At 40.3% G+C, this 25,089-nt stretch carries 18 protein-coding genes and 2 pseudogenes; 15 read left to right on the top strand and 5 right to left on the bottom strand.

Annotation, left to right across the window (positions count from 1 at the left end; all coding sequences use genetic code 11):
- Window positions 1-163: 163 nt before the first annotated feature.
- From KAN5_RS06275 to KAN5_RS06260, 4 genes are all read left to right on the top strand, one after another.
- Window positions 164-1,378 (top strand): thiamine pyrophosphate-dependent dehydrogenase E1 component subunit alpha, encoded by a 1,215-nt coding sequence (locus KAN5_RS06275; protein WP_244390764.1) that lies wholly within the window; start codon window positions 164-166, stop codon window positions 1,376-1,378.
- A complete protein-coding gene (locus KAN5_RS06270; RefSeq protein WP_244390763.1) occupies window positions 1,378-2,355 on the top strand; it encodes an alpha-ketoacid dehydrogenase subunit beta in 978 nt (325 codons plus the stop codon). The genes KAN5_RS06275 and KAN5_RS06270 overlap by 1 nt, the downstream gene beginning before the upstream one ends.
- Before the next feature lie 8 nt (window positions 2,356-2,363).
- Window positions 2,364-3,929 (top strand): dihydrolipoyllysine-residue acetyltransferase, encoded by a 1,566-nt coding sequence (locus tag KAN5_RS06265; RefSeq protein ID WP_244390762.1) that lies wholly within the window; start codon window positions 2,364-2,366, stop codon window positions 3,927-3,929.
- A 131-nt stretch (window positions 3,930-4,060) separates the two neighbouring features.
- Window positions 4,061-4,420, top strand: coding sequence for a DUF805 domain-containing protein (locus tag KAN5_RS06260; protein WP_016709663.1), 360 nt, complete (start codon window positions 4,061-4,063; stop codon window positions 4,418-4,420).
- 64 nt (window positions 4,421-4,484) lie between these two features.
- Here KAN5_RS06260 and KAN5_RS06255 read toward each other — a convergent pair.
- Window positions 4,485-5,656, bottom strand: a pseudogene (locus tag KAN5_RS06255) (putative manganese transporter).
- A gap of 69 nt (window positions 5,657-5,725) precedes the next feature.
- Complete coding sequence (locus KAN5_RS06250; protein ID WP_244390761.1) at window positions 5,726-7,351, bottom strand: M28 family metallopeptidase; 1,626 nt, start codon at window positions 7,349-7,351, stop codon at window positions 5,726-5,728.
- A gap of 108 nt (window positions 7,352-7,459) precedes the next feature.
- On the opposite strand from KAN5_RS06250, the gene KAN5_RS06245 reads away from it, so the two are divergent.
- The 11 genes and pseudogenes from KAN5_RS06245 to egtD all read left to right on the top strand — a co-directional run bounded on the left by KAN5_RS06245 (window position 7,460) and on the right by egtD (window position 21,721).
- Entirely contained in the window at window positions 7,460-8,269 is an 810-nt protein-coding gene (locus tag KAN5_RS06245) for a DUF3025 domain-containing protein (RefSeq protein ID WP_244390760.1), read from the top strand.
- Entirely contained in the window at window positions 8,266-9,054 is a 789-nt protein-coding gene (locus KAN5_RS06240; protein WP_244390759.1) for an ATP-binding cassette domain-containing protein, read from the top strand. The genes KAN5_RS06245 and KAN5_RS06240 overlap by 4 nt, the downstream gene beginning before the upstream one ends.
- Window positions 9,047-10,255 (top strand): ABC transporter permease, encoded by a 1,209-nt coding sequence (locus tag KAN5_RS06235; protein ID WP_244390758.1) that lies wholly within the window; start codon window positions 9,047-9,049, stop codon window positions 10,253-10,255. Before KAN5_RS06240 ends, KAN5_RS06235 begins: the two co-directional genes overlap by 8 nt.
- Window positions 10,256-10,481: 226 nt before the next feature.
- Window positions 10,482-12,719, top strand: coding sequence for an ATP-binding protein (locus KAN5_RS06230; protein WP_244390757.1), 2,238 nt, complete (start codon window positions 10,482-10,484; stop codon window positions 12,717-12,719).
- Window positions 12,694-13,536: a response regulator gene (locus KAN5_RS06225; protein WP_244390756.1), complete on the top strand. Its 843-nt coding sequence runs from the start codon at window positions 12,694-12,696 to the stop codon at window positions 13,534-13,536. Before KAN5_RS06230 ends, KAN5_RS06225 begins: the two co-directional genes overlap by 26 nt.
- Before the next feature lie 596 nt (window positions 13,537-14,132).
- A complete protein-coding gene (locus KAN5_RS06220) occupies window positions 14,133-14,762 on the top strand; it encodes a hypothetical protein (protein ID WP_244390755.1) in 630 nt (209 codons plus the stop codon).
- Between the two features lie 373 nt (window positions 14,763-15,135).
- Window positions 15,136-16,152 carry an efflux RND transporter periplasmic adaptor subunit gene (locus KAN5_RS06215; protein WP_016709671.1) on the top strand — a complete coding sequence of 339 codons (1,017 nt, stop codon included), beginning with the start codon at window positions 15,136-15,138 and terminating at the stop codon, window positions 16,150-16,152.
- Window positions 16,153-16,155: 3 nt separating this feature from the next.
- Window positions 16,156-19,231 (top strand): annotated as a pseudogene (locus KAN5_RS06210) (efflux RND transporter permease subunit).
- A 249-nt stretch (window positions 19,232-19,480) separates the two neighbouring features.
- Window positions 19,481-20,239, top strand: coding sequence for a DinB family protein (locus tag KAN5_RS06205; protein WP_244390754.1), 759 nt, complete (start codon window positions 19,481-19,483; stop codon window positions 20,237-20,239).
- Window positions 20,175-20,747: an SUMF1/EgtB/PvdO family nonheme iron enzyme gene (locus tag KAN5_RS06200; protein ID WP_244390753.1), complete on the top strand. Its 573-nt coding sequence runs from the start codon at window positions 20,175-20,177 to the stop codon at window positions 20,745-20,747. Before KAN5_RS06205 ends, KAN5_RS06200 begins: the two co-directional genes overlap by 65 nt.
- A 2-nt stretch (window positions 20,748-20,749) precedes the next feature.
- The gene (gene egtD, locus KAN5_RS06195; RefSeq protein WP_244390752.1) at window positions 20,750-21,721 is read left to right on the top strand and encodes an L-histidine N(alpha)-methyltransferase; all 972 of its coding nucleotides are present in this window, start codon (window positions 20,750-20,752) and stop codon (window positions 21,719-21,721) included.
- A gap of 4 nt (window positions 21,722-21,725) precedes the next feature.
- Here the strand turns inward: egtD and KAN5_RS06190 are convergent, their stop codons facing one another.
- From KAN5_RS06190 to pcp, 3 genes are all read right to left on the bottom strand, one after another.
- Complete coding sequence (locus tag KAN5_RS06190) at window positions 21,726-22,571, bottom strand: PhzF family phenazine biosynthesis protein (protein ID WP_244390751.1); 846 nt, start codon at window positions 22,569-22,571, stop codon at window positions 21,726-21,728.
- Window positions 22,558-24,228 (bottom strand): asparagine synthase B, encoded by a 1,671-nt coding sequence (asnB, locus tag KAN5_RS06185; RefSeq protein ID WP_244390750.1) that lies wholly within the window; start codon window positions 24,226-24,228, stop codon window positions 22,558-22,560. Before asnB ends, KAN5_RS06190 begins: the two co-directional genes overlap by 14 nt.
- Before the next feature lie 155 nt (window positions 24,229-24,383).
- Window positions 24,384-25,052: a pyroglutamyl-peptidase I gene (pcp, locus tag KAN5_RS06180; protein WP_016709677.1), complete on the bottom strand. Its 669-nt coding sequence runs from the start codon at window positions 25,050-25,052 to the stop codon at window positions 24,384-24,386.
- Window positions 25,053-25,089 lie beyond the last annotated feature (37 nt).

Raw genomic sequence — 25,089 nt, 5'->3', positions numbered from 1 at the left:
TCAGTTTGTTTCGTCTATGATTAGTTGAATAACATCTTACGTTAACGTAAAGTGTCGACAGATTTAATTTAAATACAGTGTAATTTCTGCAAACTTTAACCAGCAGAATTCATCAATAATAACAAGCGATTTGCACTGTTTTGACAACGAAAGAAGGTAGGTTATGAGTAATCCAAATAACGTATCGCTGAATATCAGTCACGATCTTGAATTTATTGACGGTCATGCGCTGAATATTCCGACCTTGAGTATTTTAAACGAGGATGGCGATATCCACCACGGTGCAACAGCCCCTGATATAGATGAAAGCACTGCGCTGCGATTATACGAAACCATGCGATTTATTCGTGCGCTTGATGAGCGTATGCAGGCAGCTCAACGTCAAGGCCGTGTAAGCTTTTATATGCAATGTTTGGGTGAAGAGGCTGCGGTTACTGCATCCGCTGCTGCACTTGATCAAGATGATATGATCATGGCGCAATACCGTGAGCAAGCTGCGTTACATTATCGTGGATTTACCCTAGATCAGTTTATGAATCAAATGTTTTCAAATGAGCGTGATCTCGGTAAAGGCCGCCAAATGCCAATTCATTATGGTAGTGCTGCGCTTAATTATATGACCATTTCGTCTCCACTTGGTACGCAAATCCCACAAGCGACCGGTTATGCTTATGGCCAAAAAATTAAGCATATTGACCCCCAAACTGGTGAGTTAAATTCAGCAATTGATAACATCACTATTTGTTATTTTGGTGAAGGTGCCGCATCGGAAGGTGACTTCCATGCAGGCTTAAATATGGCTGCGGTACACAAATCTCCTGTTATATTTTTTGCCCGCAACAACGGCTATGCAATTTCTACTCCGGCAGATGAGCAGTTTAAAGGCGATGGTATTGCATCTCGCGGTGTGGGGTATGGTATTAAAACGATCCGTGTTGATGGAGCCGACGCTCTTGCAGTTTATGCAGCCACAAAAAAAGCACGAGATATTGCCACCACGACTGGCGAGCCAGCACTCATTGAATCTATTGCATATCGTTTAGGTGCGCATTCAACATCAGATGATCCAAGCGGCTATCGCTCAAAAGATGAAGAAGCGAATTACCAGGCATGTCCAATTGAGCGCTTTCGTAAATGGTTAGTGAAACAAAACTGGCTTAATGAAGAAGAAGACGTTAAAGCGAAAGAAACAATTCGTGAAGATATTCTTGCGGCATTAAAGCGCGCAGAAGTAATAGCAAAGCCGCCTTTAGAAGAGTTGGTATCAGATGTTTATGATACACCAATTCCTTCATTACAACGCCAATATGAGCAATTAAAAAATCACATTAAGCAACACCCAGATGCCTACCCGGTGACAGCAGGGAGAATTAAGTAATGGCTAAAATGAATATGTTACATGCAATTAATTCAGCCCTTGATATCACCATGGCTGAACACCCGCAAGCATGTATTTTTGGTGAAGACGTGGGCTATTTTGGTGGTGTGTTTCGTGCAACCTCAGGCTTACAAGAAAAATATGGCCAACACCGAGTATTTAACACGCCACTTACTGAACAAGGTATTATGGGGTTTGCCAATGGCTTAGCTGCATTTGGTGCACCGGCACTTGCTGAAATTCAGTTTGCTGACTACATCTTTCCAGCATTTGACCAAATAGTGAATGAATCAGCTAAATTCCGTTATCGCAGTGGTAATGAATTTAATGTGGGCAACCTTACTATTCGTACTCCTTACGGTGGCGGTATAGCGGGGGGATTATATCACTCACAATCACCTGAAGCGTATTTTGCGCATACACCTGGGCTTAAAATTGTGGTCCCGCGTAACCCATACCAAGCAAAAGGTTTGTTACGTGCTGCGATTAAAGATGATAATCCAGTTATTTTCTTTGAGCCGAAACGATTATACCGTGCATCGACTGGTGAAGTACCAGAAGAAGATTACAGCATTGAACTCGGTAAAGCTGAAGTAGTGACTGAGGGGACAGGTGTAACACTGCTGGCGTGGGGCGCACAGATGGAGATCATCGAAGATGCTGCAAAACGTGCTAGCGAGCAAGGTATCAGTTGTGAAGTAATTGATTTACGCAGCATTTTACCGTGGGATATGGAAACTATTGCACAGTCTGTAAACAAAACAGGGCGTTTAATTGTTAGCCATGAAGCGCCAATTACCAATGGGTTTGGTGCTGAAATCGTGGCGACGATTCAGCAAGAATGCTTCTTACATTTAGAGTCACCTATTTTACGTGTCTGTGGCTTAGATACCCCGTATCCTTTAGCGCTTGAAAAAGAATATGTACCGGATGCATTAAAAGTACTAGCTGCAATTAAGCAATCGGTCGAATTTTAGGAGTTATCATGGCAAAAGATTTTATTTTACCGGATATCGGTGAAGGCATCGTTGAATGCGAAGTGGTTGAGTGGCTGGTCGCCGAAGGTGACACAGTAACTGAAGATCAACCTATTTGCGATGTAATGACAGATAAAGCGCTGGTGCAAATTCCTGCAGTACATGATGGTGTTATCACTAAACTATATTATGCAAAAGGTGATATTGCTTTAGTACATGCGCCGCTTTTTGCAATGGATGTGGCGGGTGAGACTAGCGCTGAGCCAGAACAACAAGTAGCTCCTAGTGAAACAGCAGCTAGCAGCAACAGAACTGAGCAACTCGAAGATTTTATTTTACCTGATATAGGTGAAGGGATTGTTGAGTGCGAAATTGTTGAGTGGTTAGTCAATGAAGGCGATGTTATAGAAGAAGATCAAGCCGTTTGTGATGTAATGACAGATAAAGCATTGGTGCAGATCCCTGCAAAATATACAGGGACTGTTGTAAAACTTTATTATGCTAAAGGGGATGTTGCGCAAGTACATAAACCACTTTTTCAAATGTCGATCGCGGGTACTCACTCAGCTAAAGTTGATGTTAGTGACGCACTCGTTAAAGCACAAACAAAAGCCGTTGAACCTAAAGCGACGGTGCGAGAAGCAGCCGCGCAACAAGTTAATCAAAAAGCAGTTGCTTCACCTGCAGTCCGACGTAAAGCACGGGAACTTGATGTTGATTTAACCACAGTTCCTGGCAGTGGAAAAAATGGGCGTATTTACAAAGAAGACATAGAACGCTTTGTTAAAGGTGAAGTACCAAACAGTATTGATACTTCGCCATTGCAAGTTGACACAGCTGCTGTAAATACAAGCAATTCTATCGAAAGTGATACACGCGTTGAGCCAATCAAAGGTATCAAGGCTGCGATGGCTAAGCAGATGGTGGCGTCTGTGAGTACTATTCCTCATTTTACGTTTTGTGACGAAATTGATTTAACGGCGTTGATTAGATTGCGCTCTGAGCTTAAAGAGCAGTATCAGCAACAAGGCGTTAAATTGACTATGATGCCGTTTTTTATCAAGGCGTTATCTCTTGCAATGAAAGAGTTTCCAGTCTTAAATTCAAAAGTAAATGACGAGTGTACTGAGCTTACTTATTTTGCTGATCACAATATTGGTATGGCGGTTGATTCAAAAATCGGTTTGCTAGTGCCTAATATAAAGCAATGCCAAACAAAAAGTATTGTTGACGTGGCGAATGAAGTTACGCGATTAACGGATGCAGCAAGAGAAGGGCGTGTTGCTCCGGATGATTTAAAAGCTGGTACTATTAGCATTTCTAATATTGGTGCAATTGGTGGCACGATAGCAACGCCAATTATCAACAAGCCAGAAGTAGCGATTGTAGCATTAGGTAAGTTACAGCATTTACCACGCTTTGATGAGCAAGGTCAGGTTGTAAGTAAGGCTATTATGCAAGTCAGTTGGTCTGGCGATCATCGAGTGATTGATGGTGGCACAATTGCACGTTTTAATAACCTCTGGAAGTCGTATTTAGAGAACCCAGCCAAAATGATGATGGCAATGAGTTAACTTTAAATAGACTTATTTTAAAACCAGCTTAATGCTGGTTTTTTGTTTTCATATTGTTGCTTTTTCTTTATCATGTTGTTGTCTCTAAAAAGCGACACCCGTCAGGGAATTAAAAAAATTAAGGAGTTAATATGGAATACTTTATGGAAGCAATGCGTCGTTACGCCGATTTTAATGGCCGTATTCGTCGTAAAGCTTATTGGATGTTTATTTTATTCAATGTTATTTTTTCGATTGTAACAGGTGCAGTCGATTATTTTACAGGAACAGCCATTGTTGGAACAATTTATAGCTTGGCTTTATTGATCCCTCAACTAAGTGCAGGTGCTCGTCGTCTTCATGATACGAACCGTTCTGGCTGGTGGCAGTTACTTTGGCTTGTGCCAATAGTGGGTTGGATTGTATTGATTATTTTTCTTGCGCAGGACTCGCAAGAGGGTGAAAACGATCACGGTGCTAATCCAAAAGAGCTTGATTTGCAAAGTTCATAAAAGTATTTAGCACCATATTTAATGTTTAAGCTCAGCAATTGCTGAGCTTTTTTATAGCCAAAATTTAAAGGCCATAAAAATATAAACCATAGCCCACAAGTATTGCTGGCACTGCAGAATATATCGTCGCGACGAAGGCTGCGCGCGGTGCCATGGCTATTGCAGGGAAAAGCGCATCGCCATCATTTGATATGGCATTCGCTGCGAGGGCGCTAAATGGAATGATCCCTTGAATATAAAGAGTAGTAACAACTATTTGCGGGCCACAACCAGGTAAAAAACCAATCACTACGGCAATTAAAGGGGCTAAATACGCATAATGGGCAAACCAGGCTTTTAGATCTACTCCGGCAAAAGTAATTAATATTTCAAATAACATAAATGATGCGACCACCCAAGCTGTTACAAAATGAGCATCCTGCAGCACTTTATAGAGCTTTGATGGGGGGAGATAGTCTCTTCTTCAGATGTAACTTCTTGGTAGCTTTGCCCTTTAGAAGAGAATGCCCACGTTGCTACAGCAACTAGCGCCATAGCCGCACCAAACAGCGTAATTGAATCTGCCAACAGGGTATTTAAGCTATTAAAGTCAGTATTAATAGCGATCATAATTGCAATCATTACACTCGGGATCAACACAACTTGCCAGATAGACTTACTCATTATTAACGCTTTACTTGGCTGGCTAAGGCAGTCATCCGTATAGTCATTTGGTGCAGGTCGTAGGTGATCAGGCTTATGTAGTGCATTAACTAAGCTGCCACTAACGATACCCACGCTTAGGCCAATAAACATGATAAGCAACCCTTCAACAGGTTTAGTTGCTAATAATAAAAATGCGGCATCTCCCATAGTTGCAGTTAACACTGCTACGACAGAGCCAAAGCTAGCTTGTCCTTTGGTAAATTGTGTGACGACTATTATTGCACCACCACAGCCTGGTAATGCACCAAGTAATGACGCAAAGCTGACCTCTAATAGCGGTGATTTTTGACTTAAGTAACCCAATTCCAGTTGGGGAAGCCGATCGATAACGTAGTAATAAATAAACAAGGTGGCTGCAACAAATACACTCACTTGAAAAAAAGCATCACTCATTGCTGCGAGTGTGAGTGTTCTCATAGGGGGGTACGCTAAACAGACTAGCAGAAATAGAGGCAATAAAAGCCGTTTATTACTCATAATAAATTGTGTGGAAGTGGGTAAACTTATTTTGGGAAGTGAGAGTGAAAACATAAGTGCAACCTAAAAATTATCTAAGTTGCACTTTAGATTTAAATCAAATGAAAATCAATATCATTTACATTATTTTCTTTGAAATTCAGAATTTTTATTCCAAGTAGGCCAATTTGCTTGCTCTGAAATATCAAAACCAACTTGATAAAATAATTGTAAGTCTTGCACAGCACCAGATAAATCCCATTCATCACGGTATCTGTCACATGGTTGATGATAGCAACCACGAAGTACTAAGCTCATACGTTTGCGGTAATTCGCCGTTTCTTCATCAAGTGCTTCACTGCCGCCGCCCGCATACATGGCTGGAATACCCATATTTGCAAATGCAAAGTGATCTGAGCGGTAGTAACCCCCTGATGACGGCTTAGGATCACCTGACACTGTACGACCTTGTGCTTTAGCCGCGACTTCTAAGAGAGTGTCCATTTCAGATTTACCAAGGCCGACAACACTGACATCTTTTACTTTGCCCAATAAATTTAGGCTGTCCATATTGATATTCGCAACAGTTTTATTTGCTGGTATTACAGGGTTTGCAGCATAATACTTCGAGCCTAATAAGCCTTGCTCTTCAGCTGTAACAGCTAAAAACGTCATTGAGCGGCTAGGATGCTTAGGTAGGCTTGCAAACGCTTCTGCAACTTCAATTAAGCCAGCAGTACCGGTGGCGTTATCATGTGCGCCATTATATATTTGGTCACCTTTGCGGGTTTTATCTGTGCCTAAGTGATCCCAGTGAGCTGAATAAACAATGTGCTCATCGGCTTTTTCGCTACCTGGTAAGGTGGCAATAAAGTTATACGAAATAGATTTCTTAATGGTGTTTTTAACAGCCACAGACGCAGTTAGATCACCCATATCAACATGATAAGCACCTTTAGCGGCATTGGCTTTAGCTGTATCAAAATCTAACCCCGCCTTAGTGAATAACTCTTTTGCAACGTCTGTAGTTACCCAGCCTTCAACGGCAACTCTGTCCATGTTGTTATTTTCTTTTTGAAAACCAAACTGCTCACCACTCCATGAATTTTCTACTACAGACCAAGGGTATGATGCTGGCGCAGTTTCATGGATAATAATCGCACCTGCAGCGCCTTGACGACTCGCTTCTTCGTATTTGTACGTCCAGCGGCCGTAGTAAGTCATGGCGTCACCAGTAAAAAGCGCAGGATCTTTTGTCGCAAAACCTGGATCGTTAACCAGCATAACAACCGTTTTGCCTTTCACATCTAAGCCTTCATAATCGTTCCAGTTATATTCTGGTGCATTTACACCATAACCGACAAAAACAAGCTCAGAGTCTTTAATACTTTGTTGTTCACTAATGCGGCTGCTGCCCATTACCATATCTTTCTTATATTGGTAATCTTTTCCGCCAATATTAAGTACCATATCTGAATCAGCTTCTAGAGAAACTAACGGCACTTCTTGTAAAAAGCTATCACCGTTACCAGGTTGAAAACCAAGTTTTTTAAATTCTGTTGTTAGATACGCGAGTGTCAGTTCTTCACCTTTAGAAGAAGGCGCACGGCCACCAAATTCATCTGAGGCGAGTACTTTTATATGCTCAGCTAATTGTTGAGCATTTATCGAATCATAACCTTTGCTAACATCATCAGAGGTAAGACTTGTTGTTGCACATCCTGCAAGTACTGATGTTGCAAGGAGTGTAAGAGAAAAATAACGTTTCATAGTCGCTCTTTTTTTGTTTTAAGTGTGCTGAGTATAAGAACTTCTATTAAATAGAACCAGTTTTTGCGGTAAACTCCCCCTAAAATTTCTGTAAAGCTAAAGATACTCATGAAGCGTTTTACTCCCCACGAACAATGGCATAGCGCCAGCTTAGAAAGTGGCGCATTTAACCACTTAAATACATTGTTTGCTTTGCAATGTTTACCTGATTGGCCTGCGTGTGCGTGGTTTTCATCCTTTTTAGATGCTAAAAATGCGAACCAGCAAGTTATTCGCTTTGTGGACGATGCCTGTTTTAGTGAGGAAGAGCGCTACTATGAGCAAATCATTTTTGATACCGGTAAAGTGCCTACGCGCCAGCAAAATTGGCATGATCTATTTGGTGGCTTGATTTGGTGTTTGTTTCCGAAAACTAAAGCGTTAATTAATCAACGCCATGTGGAAGAAATTGCTATTCATGGTACAAAGCAGCGCTCAAAGCACCGTAATGCGCTGACCTTGTTTGATGAATGTGGTGTGGTACTTGCGGTGTGTGATGATGTTTGGCCGCAGTTACTTAAAAATCACCAGTGGCAAGACGCATTCGTTAAACACAGAGCATTATGGGGTAAAACTATTACGCCCTTTATGTTTGGTCATGCAAATTACGAAATGCTAACTAAACCGTATATTGGTTTAACGGGAAAAGCATTATTTGTAAAAGTGCCAAATGACATATTTTGTAAAGATTTAACCCAGCAGTATCAGTATATTGATCAAACGCTTTATGAGATGATTAAGCATGATAACTGTTTAAGGGACAACAGCCAGCTTTCACCGTTACCTTTACTGGGGGTGCCTGGTTGGTATGACAACAATAACCCCGAATTTTATAGTAATACGGGTTACTTTAGACCGAAACGAAGGATACGAACATGATAGAAGTATCAGGGCTTAAAAAGAAATTTAAGCTGACTAAAGATCATAAAAAAAATAAGTTTGATAAAATTGATCCACGCGAAGACAAAGACTATTTTCATTCAGTTACTGATGTTAGCTTCTACTGTGCCCAAGGCGAAGTGCTGGGCTTACTTGGGCCTAATGGGGCAGGTAAAACCACTACGTTAAGAATGATCTCAACGGCGTTAAAGCCTGATGCTGGAAGCATTCACATCGGTGGTGAAAATATCATTAAAAATCCACTGTTTGGCCGTAAATCTATCGGTTTTTTATCGGGCAGTACCGGTTTATATGGCCGTTTGACCGTTAAAGAGAACATTGAATACTTTGCGAAATTGCATGGTATGAGCAAAGCCGCTATTAGCTCTCGCTGTGACGAGTTATTTGATTTACTCGATATGCATAGCTTTATTGATAAACGTGCAGAGAACTTATCTACCGGAATGAAGCAAAAAGCGAATATCGCGCGTGCTGTTGTCCATCATCCGGCAGTGGTGGTACTGGATGAACCAACCACTGGTTTAGACATTATGACGACACAAACCGTGATTAACTTTATCAAAGGATTAAAAGCGCAGGGCACCCCCGTTATTTTCTCAACACATCACTTAGACGAAGTTGCATTATTGTGTGACCGTGTCGCAGTGATCAACGAAGGGAAAAGTTGCTTTGATGGCAGCCTTGAGGAATTTAAAGAAGTAGGCAAGAGTGACGAATTGAATCAAGCATTTATGAACATTCTAACGGAGAAAAGTGATGTTTGAAGTATTTAAAAAGGAAATAACAGAACTACTGCGAGATAAAAAAACCTTAATTTTTATCGTTGCATTACCCGTTGCAATTTTTCCGCTGCTATTTGCTGTTATGGCATTTATTAGCTCACAAGCAGCCCTTGAGGCAGAGCAAAAAGTACATACCTACGCCATAATTAATGGTCAATATGCGCAGTCATTTACTGATAAAGTGTTTTATCATAAAAGTTTTGAGCTCTATAAAGGTGAACAGACCTTTACAAGCGTTGAAGAGCTTAGCGAAGCAGTAAAAGCAGGCATTATAGATATGGGGATTTATTTACCATCGGATGCCAAACAAACGCTAGATGATGCGAAGCAAAGCCAGTGGCAAGTGGTTTATAACGATGCCAAAACAATCAATTTTTTATTCGACCGAGTAAAAGAGTTGGCCGAAGAGTTTGGTAATAACTTGCGCGCACAGAAATTGCTTAGCTATGGTATCGATGAGCAGCAGCAACAAGCCATCATTGCACCAATTAAGGTAGTTAAAGTTGATACCGCAGATAAACGCGAGAATTTAGGTGAGAAAATAGGTGGCTTTATTCCATATTTACTTATTCCATTAGTGTTAATGGGGGCAACTTACCCTGCAATAGACTTAGGCGCGGGTGAAAAAGAGCGCGGTACATTAGAAACGTTACTACTGACACCAATAACGCGTACGCAACTAGTTTTAGGAAAGTTTATAACTTTGCTGGCAGCGTCAATCGCAACCACCACAATCACCGTATTGAGTATGGGGATTTGGATCAGTATAGCGATCACTTTTGTTGATTTAGCTGTTGTTAAAACGGCATTTAGCTCGTTGCGGGTGTTAGATCTTGCTTTAATATTTATAATATTACTCCCCGTTGCCGCTATATTTTCGTCCCTTGCATTAGCAATTTCAATTTATGCACGTACATTTAAAGAGGCACAAAATTACATGACTCCGCTCAGCATGGGGGTGATCTTTCCTATCATAGTGGCACTATTACCTAATATTGAGCTCAATGCTAAAACAGCTTTTATTCCTGTTACGAATGTGGCATTAGCAATCAAAGAAATCATCAAAGGTACTATTGATTACACTTTGTTAGGCTTAATTTTCTTAGCTACAGTCGTTGCCGCTGGTGCACTATTGGCATTTTGTGTTAAATGGTTTAACAAAGAAGCCGTATTGTTTAGATAGTATGAGGCTTAAAAATGGCGGTATTACCGCCATTTCTTTTATAAACAGGCTTACTTATTGAGCACAAAAGCTAGCCAGTTTTACCCCACCTTTAAATCCTTCCAAAAATACTACGACAAGGGGGGATCTTTATTCCTAAAAGCTCAACGCGTCCTAATAAGTATGAGAAATATTTTTCTAATTTACCTATACTATGTATTAGTTTATATACAGTAGAACGTGTTCGATGCCAAATAATACCTCCTTTAACCGTTTAGTAAGTGGTAATAAAGTCTTTCTGATTGCACTATTAGCTTTTTGTATCTTGTTGGTCCCCACTCTTTATATTTTTGAGTTAAAAACGCGAAAAGATGTCTACCAGTTAGCGCATGCTAATCTGCAAGAAGAATTAGATACGAAAAGCCACGCATTACGTGAACAGCTGCAAAACAGTATAGCGACAATTAGATTTTTTAATGTGACGCCACCCGTTTCTGGCATTATGCGTGCCGCCGCTAATAATTCGGTTGATCCTGAGTTAAAAACACCGATGGAGGTGTGGCAAACACGCTTAGCTGAAATATTTACCGGATTTATGCAAACTGACGGTTACTTAGCCCAATCACGCTATATTATGCTGGCTGAGCAAGGGCAAGAGATTGTCCGCATTGACAGAACCGAGGAGGGGCTAATCCGACTTACAGACTCTCAATTGCAAAAAAAGGGGCAACGTGATTATGTAATAGAAGCAAGTAAGCTTGATGAGAATTCGGTGTATATTTCTCCGATTAACTATAATCGCGAAAACGGCAAAATACAGGTTCCATATGTCAGTACCTACCGTGTTGCAAAACCTGTTTTTGATAGTAATGGGCAAGTCTTTGGTATTCTTGTTGCTAATTACTTCGCTGAAGCACTCATTAACAGCTTAACGTTTAATACACCTAATGGGATCAACCTGTATTTACTGAATAATAATAATCAATTTTTATATCACCCAGAGCCAAACTTACGATTTGCGTTTGAATTTGACCAGACTACAAATTGGTTTGATGAATTCTCAACCACTCAACTCATGAGTCAATATACAGCATTACCACTGACTGAACTGCCATCGCAGTATTACCTCAAAAGAGAGATTTCATTTGAGGGGAAAGTTGAAATGTTGCCACTTACATTAGCGGTTTCAATAGACACAGACTATTTACTTAATGAAGTAACACAGCGCAGAGATAACTTTATACTGATAGTTATCGGACTATTTTCAACGCTGTTATTTTTGGTGTGGTTATACCAGCGTTATATAAATCGTAAATTAGAGTTACATTCACTAAAAGAGCAAAATAACAAAATCATTGAAAATTCACTGGATGCAATTGTTACTGTAAAAGCTAATGGCGTGATCTGCCATGCAAACCAAACTGCAAAAACGGATTTTAACTTAGTGGAAGGAAAAGTAGTTTTTAACGAGTTGTTTCAATTAAAAGATAAAGATACATCGTGTATTGCAAACACGATTATTGAAGGGAACAAATCTTCTTTTGAAGGCATATATATAGCAGCCGATAACCAAAAACATTACTATTCAATCACTTTAACAGCTGTTTTTGATGTGTTTAGCCAGCAAACACAAGTAGCTGCTATATTGAGGAATATTGATTCACTTAAAAAAACACAGGTTGAGCTTAAGAAACTTAACGAGTCGTTGGAACAAAAGGTAGCCCAGCGCACAGTTGAATTAGAAACTGCAATTGAAGATGCACTCGCAGCAAGCCAAGCTAAAAGTGACTTTGTAGCAAACATTTCTCATGAAATACGTACACCGATGAATGGTGTGTTAGGCATGTTAGACATGCTAAAAGATGATTCCCTTAATGAAGAACAGCAACATTATCTAAAGTTAGCTAACAACAGTGCTCATTCTTTGATGACATTAATTAATGATATTTTGGACTTTTCTAAAATTGAAGCGGGTAAACTGGATATTGATAACCATAGTTTTGACATTATCACCGTGTGCAGTGACATGATCACATCGATGGCATTACAGGGACAACGTAAAGGCTTAGAAGTCATTCTTAATACCAATAAAGTGATTGATCGTTTAGTGGTTGGTGATAGCCATAGGCTGAAACAGATCCTGATAAATCTGTTAAACAATGCGTTTAAGTTCACTCATAAAGGCGAGGTAAGTTTAAGTTTAGATGTTAATTATCTAACGGATGATAAATTAATTATGAGCTTTGCAGTCACTGATACAGGAATTGGTATTGAAGCTGCGAACCAAGACAAGTTATTTGATCTGTTTACCCAAGAAGATACCAGCACGACACGCCATTTTGGGGGAACTGGCTTAGGATTATCTATTTGTAAGAAGCTAGCTCAGTTAATGGGAGGGGACATAACGGTAACAAGTGAGAAAGGGAAAGGCAGTTGTTTTACCGCGTTCGTTGAGTTGCATGTCGCAGCAGAAAAAAAAACTTAACACACCGATAGAGTTAATCAATGATATACAAGTTGGTGTACTGATTGATAAAGACAGTGTGTTTAATAACCTAAGTAATCTACTAGTGAAAAACTGTAACGTTAAAGCCAATAATATTCAGCGCTTTGATTACCTTTTACAGCATCATGAGCTGAATGTGGACCTTCTCGTTATTGACAATGAACACCCTGAACTTGATAAGTTGATCGCCTTATGTGAGCAGCTAAACAAGAAATACATGCTTATTTTAAGAGACTTATTATTAAATAAGGAAGTTAAAACAAGTTACCCGGAAAACTGTCATGTACTTAATAAGCCCTTAACGCAAGATCAGCTGAGTTTTAAATTAGCCAGTCTTTTTGGTACTAGTAAGCGTTTTTTACTGCCCGCGCAAAAGCCATTAAAAACAGACGAAGTAGAGATAAACCTCTCACAATTTAATGTACTTCTTGTTGATGATAATATGATCAACCTTGAAGTGGCCAAAGCAATATTAAAAAGGACAGGAGTTGCTATCACTTGTGCAAGTGATGGTTGTGAAGCCATTGAAACATTAAAATCACAGCAAACTACATCTTTTGATTTGATTTTAATGGACTGCCAAATGCCAAACTTAAATGGCTACGATACCACTGCCGCTATTCGTAAGGGGCACGCTGGTACTGCTTACAAGCAGGTTCCCATCATTGCCATGACAGCCAGTGCTATGGCTGGCGATAGAGAGCGCTGTATTTCAGCCGGAATGAACGACTATATAACCAAACCGATAAAACCCGACACATTAAAAAGTAAATTAATTATGTGGTTAAACCGTTAATTGAGTGGCACTTATATAGTGCATTAGTTAAGCAAAGTAAGTGATTTAACACTCTTACTTTTGGGTTTCTAAACAGAAATTTATTGAAAATTCTTTTTGACCGTTTTTATAAATGGAAGGTCAATTTTAAATCAATAAACAAATTCGTTTATTTCGTCTGTCGATGCGGCTGTTAAGCAAGTAGCTTACGGCAAACACATATTGGGATGCTACGCGATAACCTTTATGTTATTAGCGAAGTATTTGTGATATTCCTCTAAAGCGCAGCGTCTCTTAACCTCTTTGTGAATAATTCACTAAATTTTTTTGCACAAAGAGAAGGGAATGAGGATTAACTTAAAGGCTAATATGAGCATGCGTAAAACATGATGCATTAATTAGAGTAAGCCCTTATTACCTCAAGTATGCCACTCAAACACCTGTCATACTTTCCAAAACCCCCATTAGAGCAACAGCAAATCCGCTTTTTATATTTTACGTAAAATCAAAGTAACTAATTGAATCAAAATAGGAACTCGGCTATGGTTAATGCATAAATAAAAATAAATTTTAAACGAGTTATTCTACAGGCTCGTTAGGTCTATAGGAGAGTTTCGTTGAAACTTCATTATTTGATACTTCTTTTTATAATCTTTGTTAGTGGATGTTCATCAGTCCCGAGTGTAAAACTGAAAAAAGAAAATTTCGATCAGTTACAAACTATAAAGCTTGAAGCCAGCCCAAACGATAATTCAATGCTAACAGCTATAAGTACGGTTGAAGTTCAATGGACAGGTGTCAGTTATTATTATTCTGGAACTGCTAGTGACGGCTTAGGAGTTAGAGAGCTTGCGTTAAAATTTATGAAAGAAAATCATATAAGCTTAAATGAGATCGTGCAGAATCAATTCATTGAAAAAGTAAAAGCTGATAACCTTAATATTAACTTTGATAGCAATTCTCAAAATAAGTTAGTGATTACACTTAATGTTGTAGTTTTAGGTATGGTTCATGGTTTTTCTGACGAGTTCAATTCTCGCTTTAATATCGCTGCACAGCTATTCGATAGCTCGGGTAAAATCATGTGGTCTTATAATGCGATACCAATTTCTCCTGTCGCCCCTGGATACTCAATAAAGCTAAAGGACTTGTTTTTATCAAAAGAATCAATGGTTAAATTTTTAAATGCAGCCTCAGAACCTATAGTTCAAAAGCTGTATGACGATTTTAAAAGGGATCTAGTTTAGGCCTCACAAAAAACATCATGGTCAGAATTTTATTCGCTGAAAAAAATGCTCCTAAAATCCCCATATGTTAAGCGTTATCACCGTCTGCTCACAGCGCATTAGTAACGGTCAGGCTTGTTTACGTCCTGTTAATCGAATCTGACGGTTTAAGTTAAGGCTTATTCAGCTAATAATTATTCACCAAACAATGTTCACCTAATAACAAGTGTAAATCGCTGCGTTCAATACAACGCTTTCAATTATCTTTTATTCTTGCCACTTCCAAGGTATTTCAACGTATTGTTTTGCCAGTTAATCGAACTAGACTTTTTATTGATCAAAAGGCTGATACACTGGGTATAATAATAGAAATAATAATTAATTAGGTGAACTTTTGAAATTTCGCGTGCTTATAACTTGTGTTTATTTTAGTTGTGCTGCGGTTGTACCTTCGGCACTGGCTGCTAATGTACTTGTAGAACGTGTTGCGATGGAACATGCCAATGAGCAAGTGCAAGCAGTTGGCAATGCAGAAGCTATCCGCTCAGTTATTCTCTATCCGGCTGTGGGTGATAAAGTGACGGCGGTACATTTTAAACCAGGTGATAAAGTAACTGCGGGTTCGGTGCTTTTAGAACTGGATTCGCGCAGACAAATTGCTGCCTTGAATGAAGCAAAAATAAAGCTTGCCGATAGCGAGCGTATTCAAACCCGTTTGCAACAAAGTCATGCTAAAGGAGCGGTACCGCAAAGTGATTTAGACGATGCTAAAACCGTGTACGAGTTAGCAAAAGTAGCCGTCACTAAAGCTGAGACTGAGTTACAAGACCGTCAAGTCCGTGCCCCTTTTAGTGGCACAATGGGGTTGACTGATGTTGAAGTCGGCGACCGCATTACAACACAGACAGCCATAGCAAGTATTGATGATACCCAACAACTCTACATTAATTTTAATGCACCAGAATCCGCAATTAGTATGCTCAGAAGTAGCGGACAAGTGCGCGTTATTCCATGGCAGGGTAACAAGGCAGTCAATGCTAAGGTTGCTTATCTTGATTCACGTATTGATCCTCAAACCAGAACGCTGCGGGTAAAAGCAAAATTAGACAATAAAAACGCACAATTTTTACCAGGTATGAGTTTTAGAGTTCATATAGAAATACAAGGTGAGCGCTTTGCGGCAGTGCCTGAAGCTGCTTTGCTTTGGGGCGCAACAGGTCCATATGTATGGAAAAGTGTTGAGCAAAAAGCCACGCGTGTGGATGTTAAAATTCAGCAACGTTTAGCTGGACGTTTATTAGTCTCAGGCCCGTTATATAAAGACGACATTTTGGTGGTTGAAGGTGTGCAACGGCTTCGTCCCGCACAAGCTCTTGAATTTGTGCAACCACTTGCAACTGTGCAGGAGTAGCAAATGCAATCACCTATGATGCAAGACTTGCCTTCAATGGCAATTCGTCGTCCAGTATTAATAGTCGTACTCAATTTATTAATTATAATTGCAGGGATAGCTGCAATCGCGGGTGTTGAGGTACGTGAATTGCCCGATGTTGATACCCCCAGGATCACAGTATCGGCTTCTTTTTCCGGGCGGCTCACCGGAGACCGTTGATACCGAAGTAACTAGCAAGTTAGAAGGTGCCGTTGCACGAGTCAGTGGGGTTAAAACCATTCGTGCGCAGAGTGAAGAAGGCAGCGCACGTATTGTGGTTGAGTTTCGTGCTGGTGTCGATCTTGATGATGCTGCAAATGAAACGCGTGAATCCGTAGCGCGAGTGCAACGTGAGTTACCAGAAGAGGTTGAACGAGTTTCGATTATTAAAGCGGATAACGATGCCGAAGCTGTAGTATCGTTAACCGTTTCAAGCGAGTCTTTAGCGCTTGAGGCTTTGACTGAATTAGTTGAAGTGGATTTGGCCCCACAGTTTTTAACCATTCCAGGTGTTGCTGATGTACGCCTAAATGGTGACCGCAAACGAGTGTTAAGAGTACGATTAGACCCACTTAAATTAACCAGTTTTAATTTAACAGTACCTGATGTTGCCCAAGTGCTGCGCCAAGCTCCATTTGACGTACCAGCAGGTAGTTTAAAGTCAGCCGATCAACAGATTATTGTCCGTGCAGATGCTACATCGGTTACAGCAGAGCAGGTAGCAGATATTATTATTCGTGATGGTACGCGTATTGGCGATATTGCAGCTGTGTATTTTGGCCCTGCGGATCCACGCTCTATGGTACGTTTAAATGGCCAGCCTGTGATTGGTATGGAAGTGATCCGCCAAGCACAGTCAAACACCATTGAGATATCAGATGAAGTGTTAAGTTTATTAGCGAAAATGCAAACGCGTTTTCCTGAACTAGAATTTACTCTGACATCAGATGATGCGCAATTTATTAGAAGCTCAGTTGATGAAGTGATCTCGTCGTTAGTATTAACCGTGTTACTTGTGATAATTACGTTGTGGGTATTTATTGGGTCATGGCGCGCGACTTTAGTTCCAGCATTTGCAATTCCGGTTGCTTTGGTTGGTTCACTAGCCTTGATTTGGGCACTGGGCTTTTCAATTAATATACTTACGCTTTTAGCATTAGTACTTGCAACGGGCTTGATTGTTGATGATGCGATTGTGGTCAGCGAAAACATTCAACGGCAACGTGGTTTAGGGCTTGGTCGACGTGCAGCTGCAGTTATCGGCACACGGGAAGTCTTTTTTGCCGTTGTGGCCACAACGGCTGTTTTGGCAGCAGTATTTGTCCCTATCGCATTTTTACCCTCAACCGCTGGGCGACTATTTAGGGAGTTTGGTGGGGTACTTGCAGGTGCTGTGATCATCTCAAGTTTTGTCGCGTTATCTTTGGTTCCTGCATTAACCTCAAAGTTAAAATTAAAGCAAGGAGGTAAACATCCATTTGCAAAAATAGGTCATTGGCTTGCTAATATTTACACTAAAACCATTCATTGGGTACTTGATCATGCATGGCTCACTTTTGCTGCGTGCGTATTGATTGCAGCCGGTTCTGGCGCATTGTATGTCAATTTAGATAATGAGTTATTACCATCAGAAGACCGCGGTAAAATTCGTATCTTTGCCCGTGGGCCCGATGGCGTTGGTTTAAATTTTATGGATCGCCAAGCAATGCAAATGGAAGACATTTTATTACCGTACGTAGAAAGTGGTGAAATAGAATCTATTTATACGGTCGTAGGGCAATGGGATCCAAATATCGTGTTCATTACAGTGCCATTAAAGCATTGGGACGAGCGTCATTTTACTCAGCAAGAGATCATTAATAAAATTCGTGCACCACTGGGTAATGTCCCTGGTGCTGCTGGCTATCCTAACGGTTCTAATAGTTTAAATTTACGTGGCCAAGGAGGCGGAATTGAGCTGGCGTTATTAGGGCAAGATTACTTACAAATTTATAAAGCGGCGCAGCAATTTGCTGCCCAAGTTGAGCAACAAATTCCTGCAATTGATAATGTTAGGATTTCATATCAACCTTCACAACCACAGTTACGGGTTAATATAGATAGACGCCGCGCTGATGAGTTAGGTGTTTTGTTGAGTGATATATCAGTCACTTTGCGTGCTGCTATCAATGGTGATGACATAGCCGATCTAAATATTGGCGACCAATCAGTACCGATAATGCTGCAATCACAAAATCAAACCATTAACGATCCGAGTGATTTAGCTAATCTTTATGTCAGTGCTGCAAATGGGAGACTCGTACCATTGAGTAGTGTGGCCACAATTAGTGAAGAAGGGGTTGCAGCAGAACTTGAACGTCATGCACAGCGCCGCGCCATTGAATTAGATATGGAATTACCAGAAGACATGAGTATTGCCGAGCTTGTCTCGCAGTTACGTGAAATTGCTGAGCAAACATTACCAAGTGGCATTAGCTTAGCATTCAAAGGCGAAGCGTTAACGTTTGAAGAAACCTCTAATGAAGTGTTTATTACGTATATATTGGCATTTTTAATTGTCTTCTTAGTCTTGGCCGCACAATTTGAAAATGTGAATAGTGCGGTGGTTGTGATGGTCACTGTGCCGTTTGGAATAACGTCTGCGATTTTAGCTTTATATTTAACCGGTACATCGCTGAATATTTATTCGCAAATAGGGCTCGTAATGTTAATTGGTTTGATCGCCAAAAATGCAATTTTATTAGTTGAATTTGCCGACCAATTACGTGACCAAGGCTTAACCGTTCGTAAAGCGGTAGAGCAAGCAGCATTAGTACGTTTAAGGCCTATTACTATGACTTTAATATCAACCTTACTTGGCGCATTACCATTAATATTATCAACTGGAGCAGGTGCTGAAGCGCGTAATGCCATTGGTTGGGTAGTCTTTGGTGGTTTGTCATTAGCAGTGCTATTTACTCTGTATTTAACGCCGGTGATTTATTTAGGACTTGCGCGTTTTACTTCACCCAGAGGGGATGAAAGTAAACAGCTTGAACAAGAGTTAGCGAATGTTTAAGTAATTAATCGGTCAGTAAAATAACCGCTTTTATAGATCGGCTAGTTTATACCTAGCCGATTTTTTTGCTTTAAATGATAGACTGACAAGTATTAAACCTATCGGTCTAATATTTAGTTGCAGTAGATAATCAAACATTAATGGTGTTGTGAATTTAATTTGACTTTAATCTAGCTGTCATCTGAATGTGTTTTAACGTATCTGTGGTCTATCTTTAGTATAAGGCAAACAGAAGGATACTTATAACCCATGAATTTTACATCAGCTGCAAAGCATGAGGAGATCGCAAGTTTAATAAACCGTTACCACGCGATACGACAGCACAGTGTTACCTTAATAGCTAAACTATCAGCAGAAGACTGTCAATTACAAGCGATGGCTGATGTAAGCCCTAGCAAGTGGCATTTGGCTCATACAACGTGGTTTTTTGAGACATTTTTACTAACGCAACAACAAACACAATACCAAGTATTTGATAATGCATTTAAAGTGCTTTTTAATTCTTATTACAATGGTATAGGCGAGCAGTATAGCCGTGCAAATCGAGGTGCATTATCGCGGCCCACTTTAGCTAAGGTACTTGATTACCGACGTTATGTAGATAATGCTGTATCAGAACTTCTTAACCACTCAAATCAGATCAGTAAAGCGATCACTGATATTATTGAACTTGGGCTTAACCATGAACAACAGCACCAAGAGTTGATGTTGATGGATATTAAATACAACTTCTCGATTAACCCGCTATTTCCTCGTTACTACGATAAAAATAACAATCCTGTAGCTGTCAGCCAGAGCCAAGTGAGCGAACTTAATTTTGTGCCATTTGCGCAGCAAATAATCGACATTGGCGCAGATGGAGGGGAATTTAGTTATGACAATGAACGACCAAAGCATCAAGTGTTTAGTCAGCCTTTCAGATTCTCTAATCGCTTAATAACTAATGGCGAGTATCTTTGCCTTTATACAAAGTGGTGGCTACCAAAACCCGGAGCACTGGCTAAGTGATGGCTGGGCGCTGATAAATAAAACGCATCAAACTGCGCCGCTTTATTGGCACAAAATTAATAATGAGTGGATTGAGTTTACCTTGTATGGACTGCAACCATTAGCCCTTGCAGAGCCAGTAACTCATGTGAGCTTTTATGAAGCAACTGCCTACGCTCATTATTGTAACGCGCGTTTACCAACAGAATTTGAATGGGAATATGCAGCGGCGCATACATTAGAAGATCAGTTTAAACAAAGCAACAGTGCAAACTCAACACCCCCTGTGATTGAGCAGCTTACTGAATACTGCTGGCAGTGGACAAACAGTGCTTATTTGGCGTATCCGGGCTTTAAGCCAATTGCAGGTGTCGCAGGGGAGTACAACGGTAAGTTTATGGCTAATCAGATGGTATTACGCGGTGGCTGTAAATTTACCCCGAAAAATCATTTAAGACTCACTTATCGCAATTTTTATTACCCATATCAAGCGTGGATGCGCAGTGGCATTAGACTCGCTAAGGATTGACTATGAGCCAAATAACACAATTAATGACAAACAAAGTAGATACACAGTTTTTAAACGATGTTGTTACTGGGTTATCGCAACAACAAAAAAACCTACCCTGTAAATACTTTTATGATGATGTAGGGGCTGCTTTATTTGAACAGATCACTGAGCTTGATGAGTACTATGTGACCCGCACGGAGCTAAGTATTTTAAGTCAATATAGCCAAGCCATTGCACAGTTGCTACCTGATAACTTATCAATAATAGAGCCCGGTTGTGGCTCAGGTAAAAAAATTGCTTATTTATTGGCACATTTAGTCAATGTGAAGAGTTTTGTGCCATTTGAGATTTCAAGTGAAATGCTTAACTATTCACTGGCCCATTTATCGCCGTTATTCCCAGAGCTTGCGATAGCGCCTTTGCTCGGTGATTTTACGCATAGCCAAATGGTCAAGCAGCTCAGTCGCGAAGCACAGCTGGAGACACAAACTAACTTGGTGTATTTTCCAGGTTCAACACTCGGTAATTTTTCACCGGTTAAAGCGATTGAGATCATGAAGAATTTCCATCGCTTGTGCGGTATTAACGGTTATGTCCTCATTGGTATTGATCTTGTTAAAGATCGGCAAGTGCTACTTGATGCCTATGATGATAAAAAAAGGGTCACAGCTGCATTTAACAAAAATCTGTTATTACGGATCAATAATGAGCTCGGTGCAGACTTCAATCCAGAGCAATTTACGCATCAGTCACGGTTTAACGAAAAACTAAGCCGCATTGAAATGCACCTGTCCAGTGACTGCGAGCAGACAGTTAAGCTCAATGGTCAATTATTTCACTTTGTAGAAGGTGAAAGCATCCATACTGAAAATTCTCATAAATACACACTGGCAACATTTAGTCAGTTGAGTGCTCAAGCTAATTTGCGTTTAGAGCATACTTGGCAAGATCAGCGAGGCTACTTTGCATTGTGTTTATTAAGGCCACTATAGCATTTTAATGAATGATCACACTTTTTCCCGATAAGCAGGAGTGGATCACCGCTTTAGTACTTGACTGTTGTATCAGCAAAGATTGTTTTTTTTGTGTTAGTTGTTCTGTGATTGGTGCTATAACGCTCAAAGCTGAGCCTGTAGCACGGTCTTCATTAACACCGTAATAAGGAGCAAAATAACGAAAATACCAAACACCTTGTTGCTCTGTTATATTCGCTTGTTGTAATAAGATCACCGCATTGGCAACATGAGTCAGTTCGTCGATATCGACAATATATGACGTTAAAGGTTGTCGATTATCAACCAACACTGTGATGTAGCCATGTTGCTCTGCAGTTTGGTATGTTTTTATTATTTTGCCTTTTATTGCATTGCTAAGTAGTGGAAGAGGTGCAACTTGTGTGCTTTTTATTGTTGTCATTTGCAACTGCGTTTGCTTACGTTGGCTTTTAATCGTAAATAACTCTTTGTTGTTAGAATAAAAACCTTGTGGGCTTATACCTTGAAATTTTTTTAAAAAGAGTGCTGCTGCCAACGTGCCGTGACCACAGCGGCTGATCTCATGGCTGTGATTAAACCAACGAATAGCGCAGTGACGTTTTTTAATATCCTGTTGTTTTAGAAATACGGTGGCGGGATGCGTGCTGCTACTGGCTATTTTTTGCATCATGGCAGAGGTCAAGCCATTTCTGTGGATGATAATTAATGCAGATGAGCCATAGCATTGGGAATGAGGATCACTAAAAACTGTTTGCTCTGCAGCAATAAGTACACAGCGCAAGGCTGTGTACTTATTAGCTTTTAAGTGAGTGTTATATAAGCACAGTCGTTTGTTAATTTTGCGCATAGGCGTCGTTATGGATACCAGCGGCACGACCAGAAGGATCGGCATTATTTTGAAATGATGCATCCCATGCAAGTGCTTCAGGTGTAGAGCACGCCACAGACTTACCGTGCGGAACACACTTAGCAGCTGCGTCTCCAGGGAAGTGAGATTCAAAAATACTGCGATAGAAATAAGCTTCTTTAGAATCCGGTGTATTGATTGGATACTTAAATTTAGCATTGGCTAAATCTTGGTCGCTCACTTGTTCAGCCACGTACTCTTTTAATGTATCAATCCAACTGTAGCCAACGCCATCAGAAAATTGTTCTTTTTGTCGCCACAGAACGTCATCTGGTAGGTAGCCTTCAAAGCCTTCACGTAAAATATGCTTTTCAATTTTACCATTGCCGCACATTTTTGCCTCAGGGTTAATACGCATTGCCACATCAACAAACTCTTTATCTAGGAAAGGTACACGTGCTTCAACCCCCCATGCAGCCATTGATTTATTTGCGCGTAGGCAATCAAACATGTGTAGTTTAGACACTTTACGATTTAGCTCTTCATGGAACTCTTGTGCGTTAGGTGCTTTATGGAAGTACAAGTAACCACCAAATAACTCATCGGCACCTTCACCAGAGAGCACCATTTTAATCCCCATAGCTTTAATTTGACGTGCCATTAGATACATAGGTGTTGAAGCTCGAATGGTCGTTACATCGTAAGTTTCAATGTGATAGATCACTTCCCGTAGTGCATCTATACCTTCTTGAATAGTAAAGTGAATAGGGTGGTGCACAGTACCAATCATATCAGCTACTTTTTGAGCTGCTGCTAGATCAGGTGACCCTTCAAGACCAACAGAGAAAGAATGCAGTTTTGGCCACCACGCATCACTTTCGTCATTATCTTCAATACGCTTAGCGGCAAAGCGCTGGGTGATTGCTGAGATAACAGAAGAATCTAAGCCACCAGAAAGTAATACACCATACGGTACGTCACACATAAGTTGGCGTTTAACGGCAGCTTCCAAGGCATCTTTTACGTCTTCGGCTTTTGCATCATTATCTTTAACGGCATCGAAAGATTGCCAATCACGTTGATAATAAGGGCGTAACTGACCGTCTTTGCTCCACAGGTAATGCCCTGGTGGGAACTCTTCTATGTGTTTACAAATAGGTGATAACGCTTTGAGCTCTGAGGCAACATAAAAATTACCATGTTCGTCATGGCCGGTATAAAGTGGAATTATACCAATATGATCACGGCCAATTAGGTAGGCATCGTGTTCTTCATCGTATAAACAAAAGGCAAAAATGCCATTAAGGTCATCTAAAAATTCAGGGCCTTTTTGCTTGTATAGCGCTAATATCACTTCACAGTCTGATTGAGTTTGAAAAGTAAACTCGGTTTCAAGATTTGCAGCTAATTCTTTATGATTATATATCTCACCATTAACAGCTAGAATATTAGTTTTTTCAGGGTTGTATAATGGTTGTGCACCGCTTGAAACACCAACAATGGCTAAACGCTCATGCACTAAAATCGCTTTTTCAGATGAATAGACACCAGACCAATCGGGACCACGGTGACGTAATAATTTTGACATTTCAATTGCTTGGGTACGCAATTGGGCGGGATCAGATTTAATATCTAATACACCAAAAATTGAACACATAGTAACTCCTCATTCCTATCATGTGTGCGCCATAGGCAGATTTTTCCTAAACGCGAACCCTTGTTTTAACAGAAATAATTAACTAAGTCACATAGCTTTTACAATATTTTTAGAATAATTTATGCACCATAATGAATGGTGGTGCACCAAAATGATCAGTGAGTGGTGCCTGCTGCTACTTTTATATCCTGTTTTGCACTGATCGCTTCGTTGATCATGACTTTTAATGCACTGAGTAACGTGTCTTCGCTCATGCTGGGTGCGCCATTGTGGTGCACCGCTTGACTAGGTAAATAGGGTACATGAACAAAGCCACCATTAATTTGAGGTTCGTGTTGATTGATATGGTGCAACAGACCATACATCACGTGATTACACACATAGGTGCCAGCCGTATTTGAGATGGCAGCAGGGATCTCAGCCTGATGTAATGCAAGCAACATACGTTTAATAGGAAGATTTGTAAAATATGCAGCAGGTGCATTTGCTATCACAGGTGTATCAATCGGTTGGTTGCCTGCATTGTCATTAATGCGTGCATCATCAATATTAATTGCAATACGCTCAATACTAATTTCGCAGCGTCCACCAGCTTGGCCAACACAAAGCACCAACACAGGATGATGTTGCTCAATCGCTTGATATAGGATTGCCAATGAACGATGAAATTCACAGGGTAATTCTAAAGTGATAACGCGGTGTTTTGCTATCAAACTGTCATCTAGCTTACTGACAGTTTGCCAAGAAGGGTTAATCGATTCCCCAGCAAATGGCGCAAAGCCGGTGAGCAAAACACAGGGCATACTGGATGTCAGTTTCGTCATTAAAAACCACCTATAGATTTAACCGCCAACAAGATGA

The sequence above is a fragment of the Pseudoalteromonas sp. KAN5 genome, from assembly GCF_022846535.1.
GTDB classification, from domain to species: Bacteria; Pseudomonadota; Gammaproteobacteria; order Enterobacterales; family Alteromonadaceae; genus Pseudoalteromonas; species Pseudoalteromonas haloplanktis.
The sequence above is the reverse complement of the archived record's forward strand: the minus strand, read 5'-3'. Positions and strand labels throughout refer to the sequence as shown.

Excerpts from the sequence above, each read along its gene's own strand:
- KAN5_RS06230 (WP_244390757.1), top strand. The coding sequence starts at position 10,482 with ATGCCAAATAATACCTCCTTTAACCGTTTAGTAAGTGGTAATAAAGTC.
- KAN5_RS06225 (WP_244390756.1), top strand. The coding sequence starts at position 12,694 with ATGTCGCAGCAGAAAAAAAAACTTAACACACCGATAGAGTTAATCAAT.
- KAN5_RS06240 (WP_244390759.1), top strand. The coding sequence starts at position 8,266 with ATGATAGAAGTATCAGGGCTTAAAAAGAAATTTAAGCTGACTAAAGAT.
- KAN5_RS06270 (WP_244390763.1), top strand. The coding sequence starts at position 1,378 with ATGGCTAAAATGAATATGTTACATGCAATTAATTCAGCCCTTGATATC.
- KAN5_RS06260 (WP_016709663.1), top strand. The coding sequence starts at position 4,061 with ATGGAATACTTTATGGAAGCAATGCGTCGTTACGCCGATTTTAATGGC.
- pcp (WP_016709677.1), bottom strand. The coding sequence starts at position 25,052 with ATGACGAAACTGACATCCAGTATGCCCTGTGTTTTGCTCACCGGCTTT.
- KAN5_RS06245 (WP_244390760.1), top strand. The coding sequence starts at position 7,460 with ATGAAGCGTTTTACTCCCCACGAACAATGGCATAGCGCCAGCTTAGAA.
- KAN5_RS06250 (WP_244390761.1), bottom strand. The coding sequence starts at position 7,351 with ATGAAACGTTATTTTTCTCTTACACTCCTTGCAACATCAGTACTTGCA.
- KAN5_RS06235 (WP_244390758.1), top strand. The coding sequence starts at position 9,047 with ATGTTTGAAGTATTTAAAAAGGAAATAACAGAACTACTGCGAGATAAA.
- KAN5_RS06205 (WP_244390754.1), top strand. The coding sequence starts at position 19,481 with ATGAATTTTACATCAGCTGCAAAGCATGAGGAGATCGCAAGTTTAATA.
- asnB (WP_244390750.1), bottom strand. The coding sequence starts at position 24,228 with ATGTGTTCAATTTTTGGTGTATTAGATATTAAATCTGATCCCGCCCAA.
- KAN5_RS06275 (WP_244390764.1), top strand. The coding sequence starts at position 164 with ATGAGTAATCCAAATAACGTATCGCTGAATATCAGTCACGATCTTGAA.
- KAN5_RS06200 (WP_244390753.1), top strand. The coding sequence starts at position 20,175 with ATGGCGAGTATCTTTGCCTTTATACAAAGTGGTGGCTACCAAAACCCG.
- egtD (WP_244390752.1), top strand. The coding sequence starts at position 20,750 with ATGAGCCAAATAACACAATTAATGACAAACAAAGTAGATACACAGTTT.
- KAN5_RS06265 (WP_244390762.1), top strand. The coding sequence starts at position 2,364 with ATGGCAAAAGATTTTATTTTACCGGATATCGGTGAAGGCATCGTTGAA.
- KAN5_RS06190 (WP_244390751.1), bottom strand. The coding sequence starts at position 22,571 with ATGCGCAAAATTAACAAACGACTGTGCTTATATAACACTCACTTAAAA.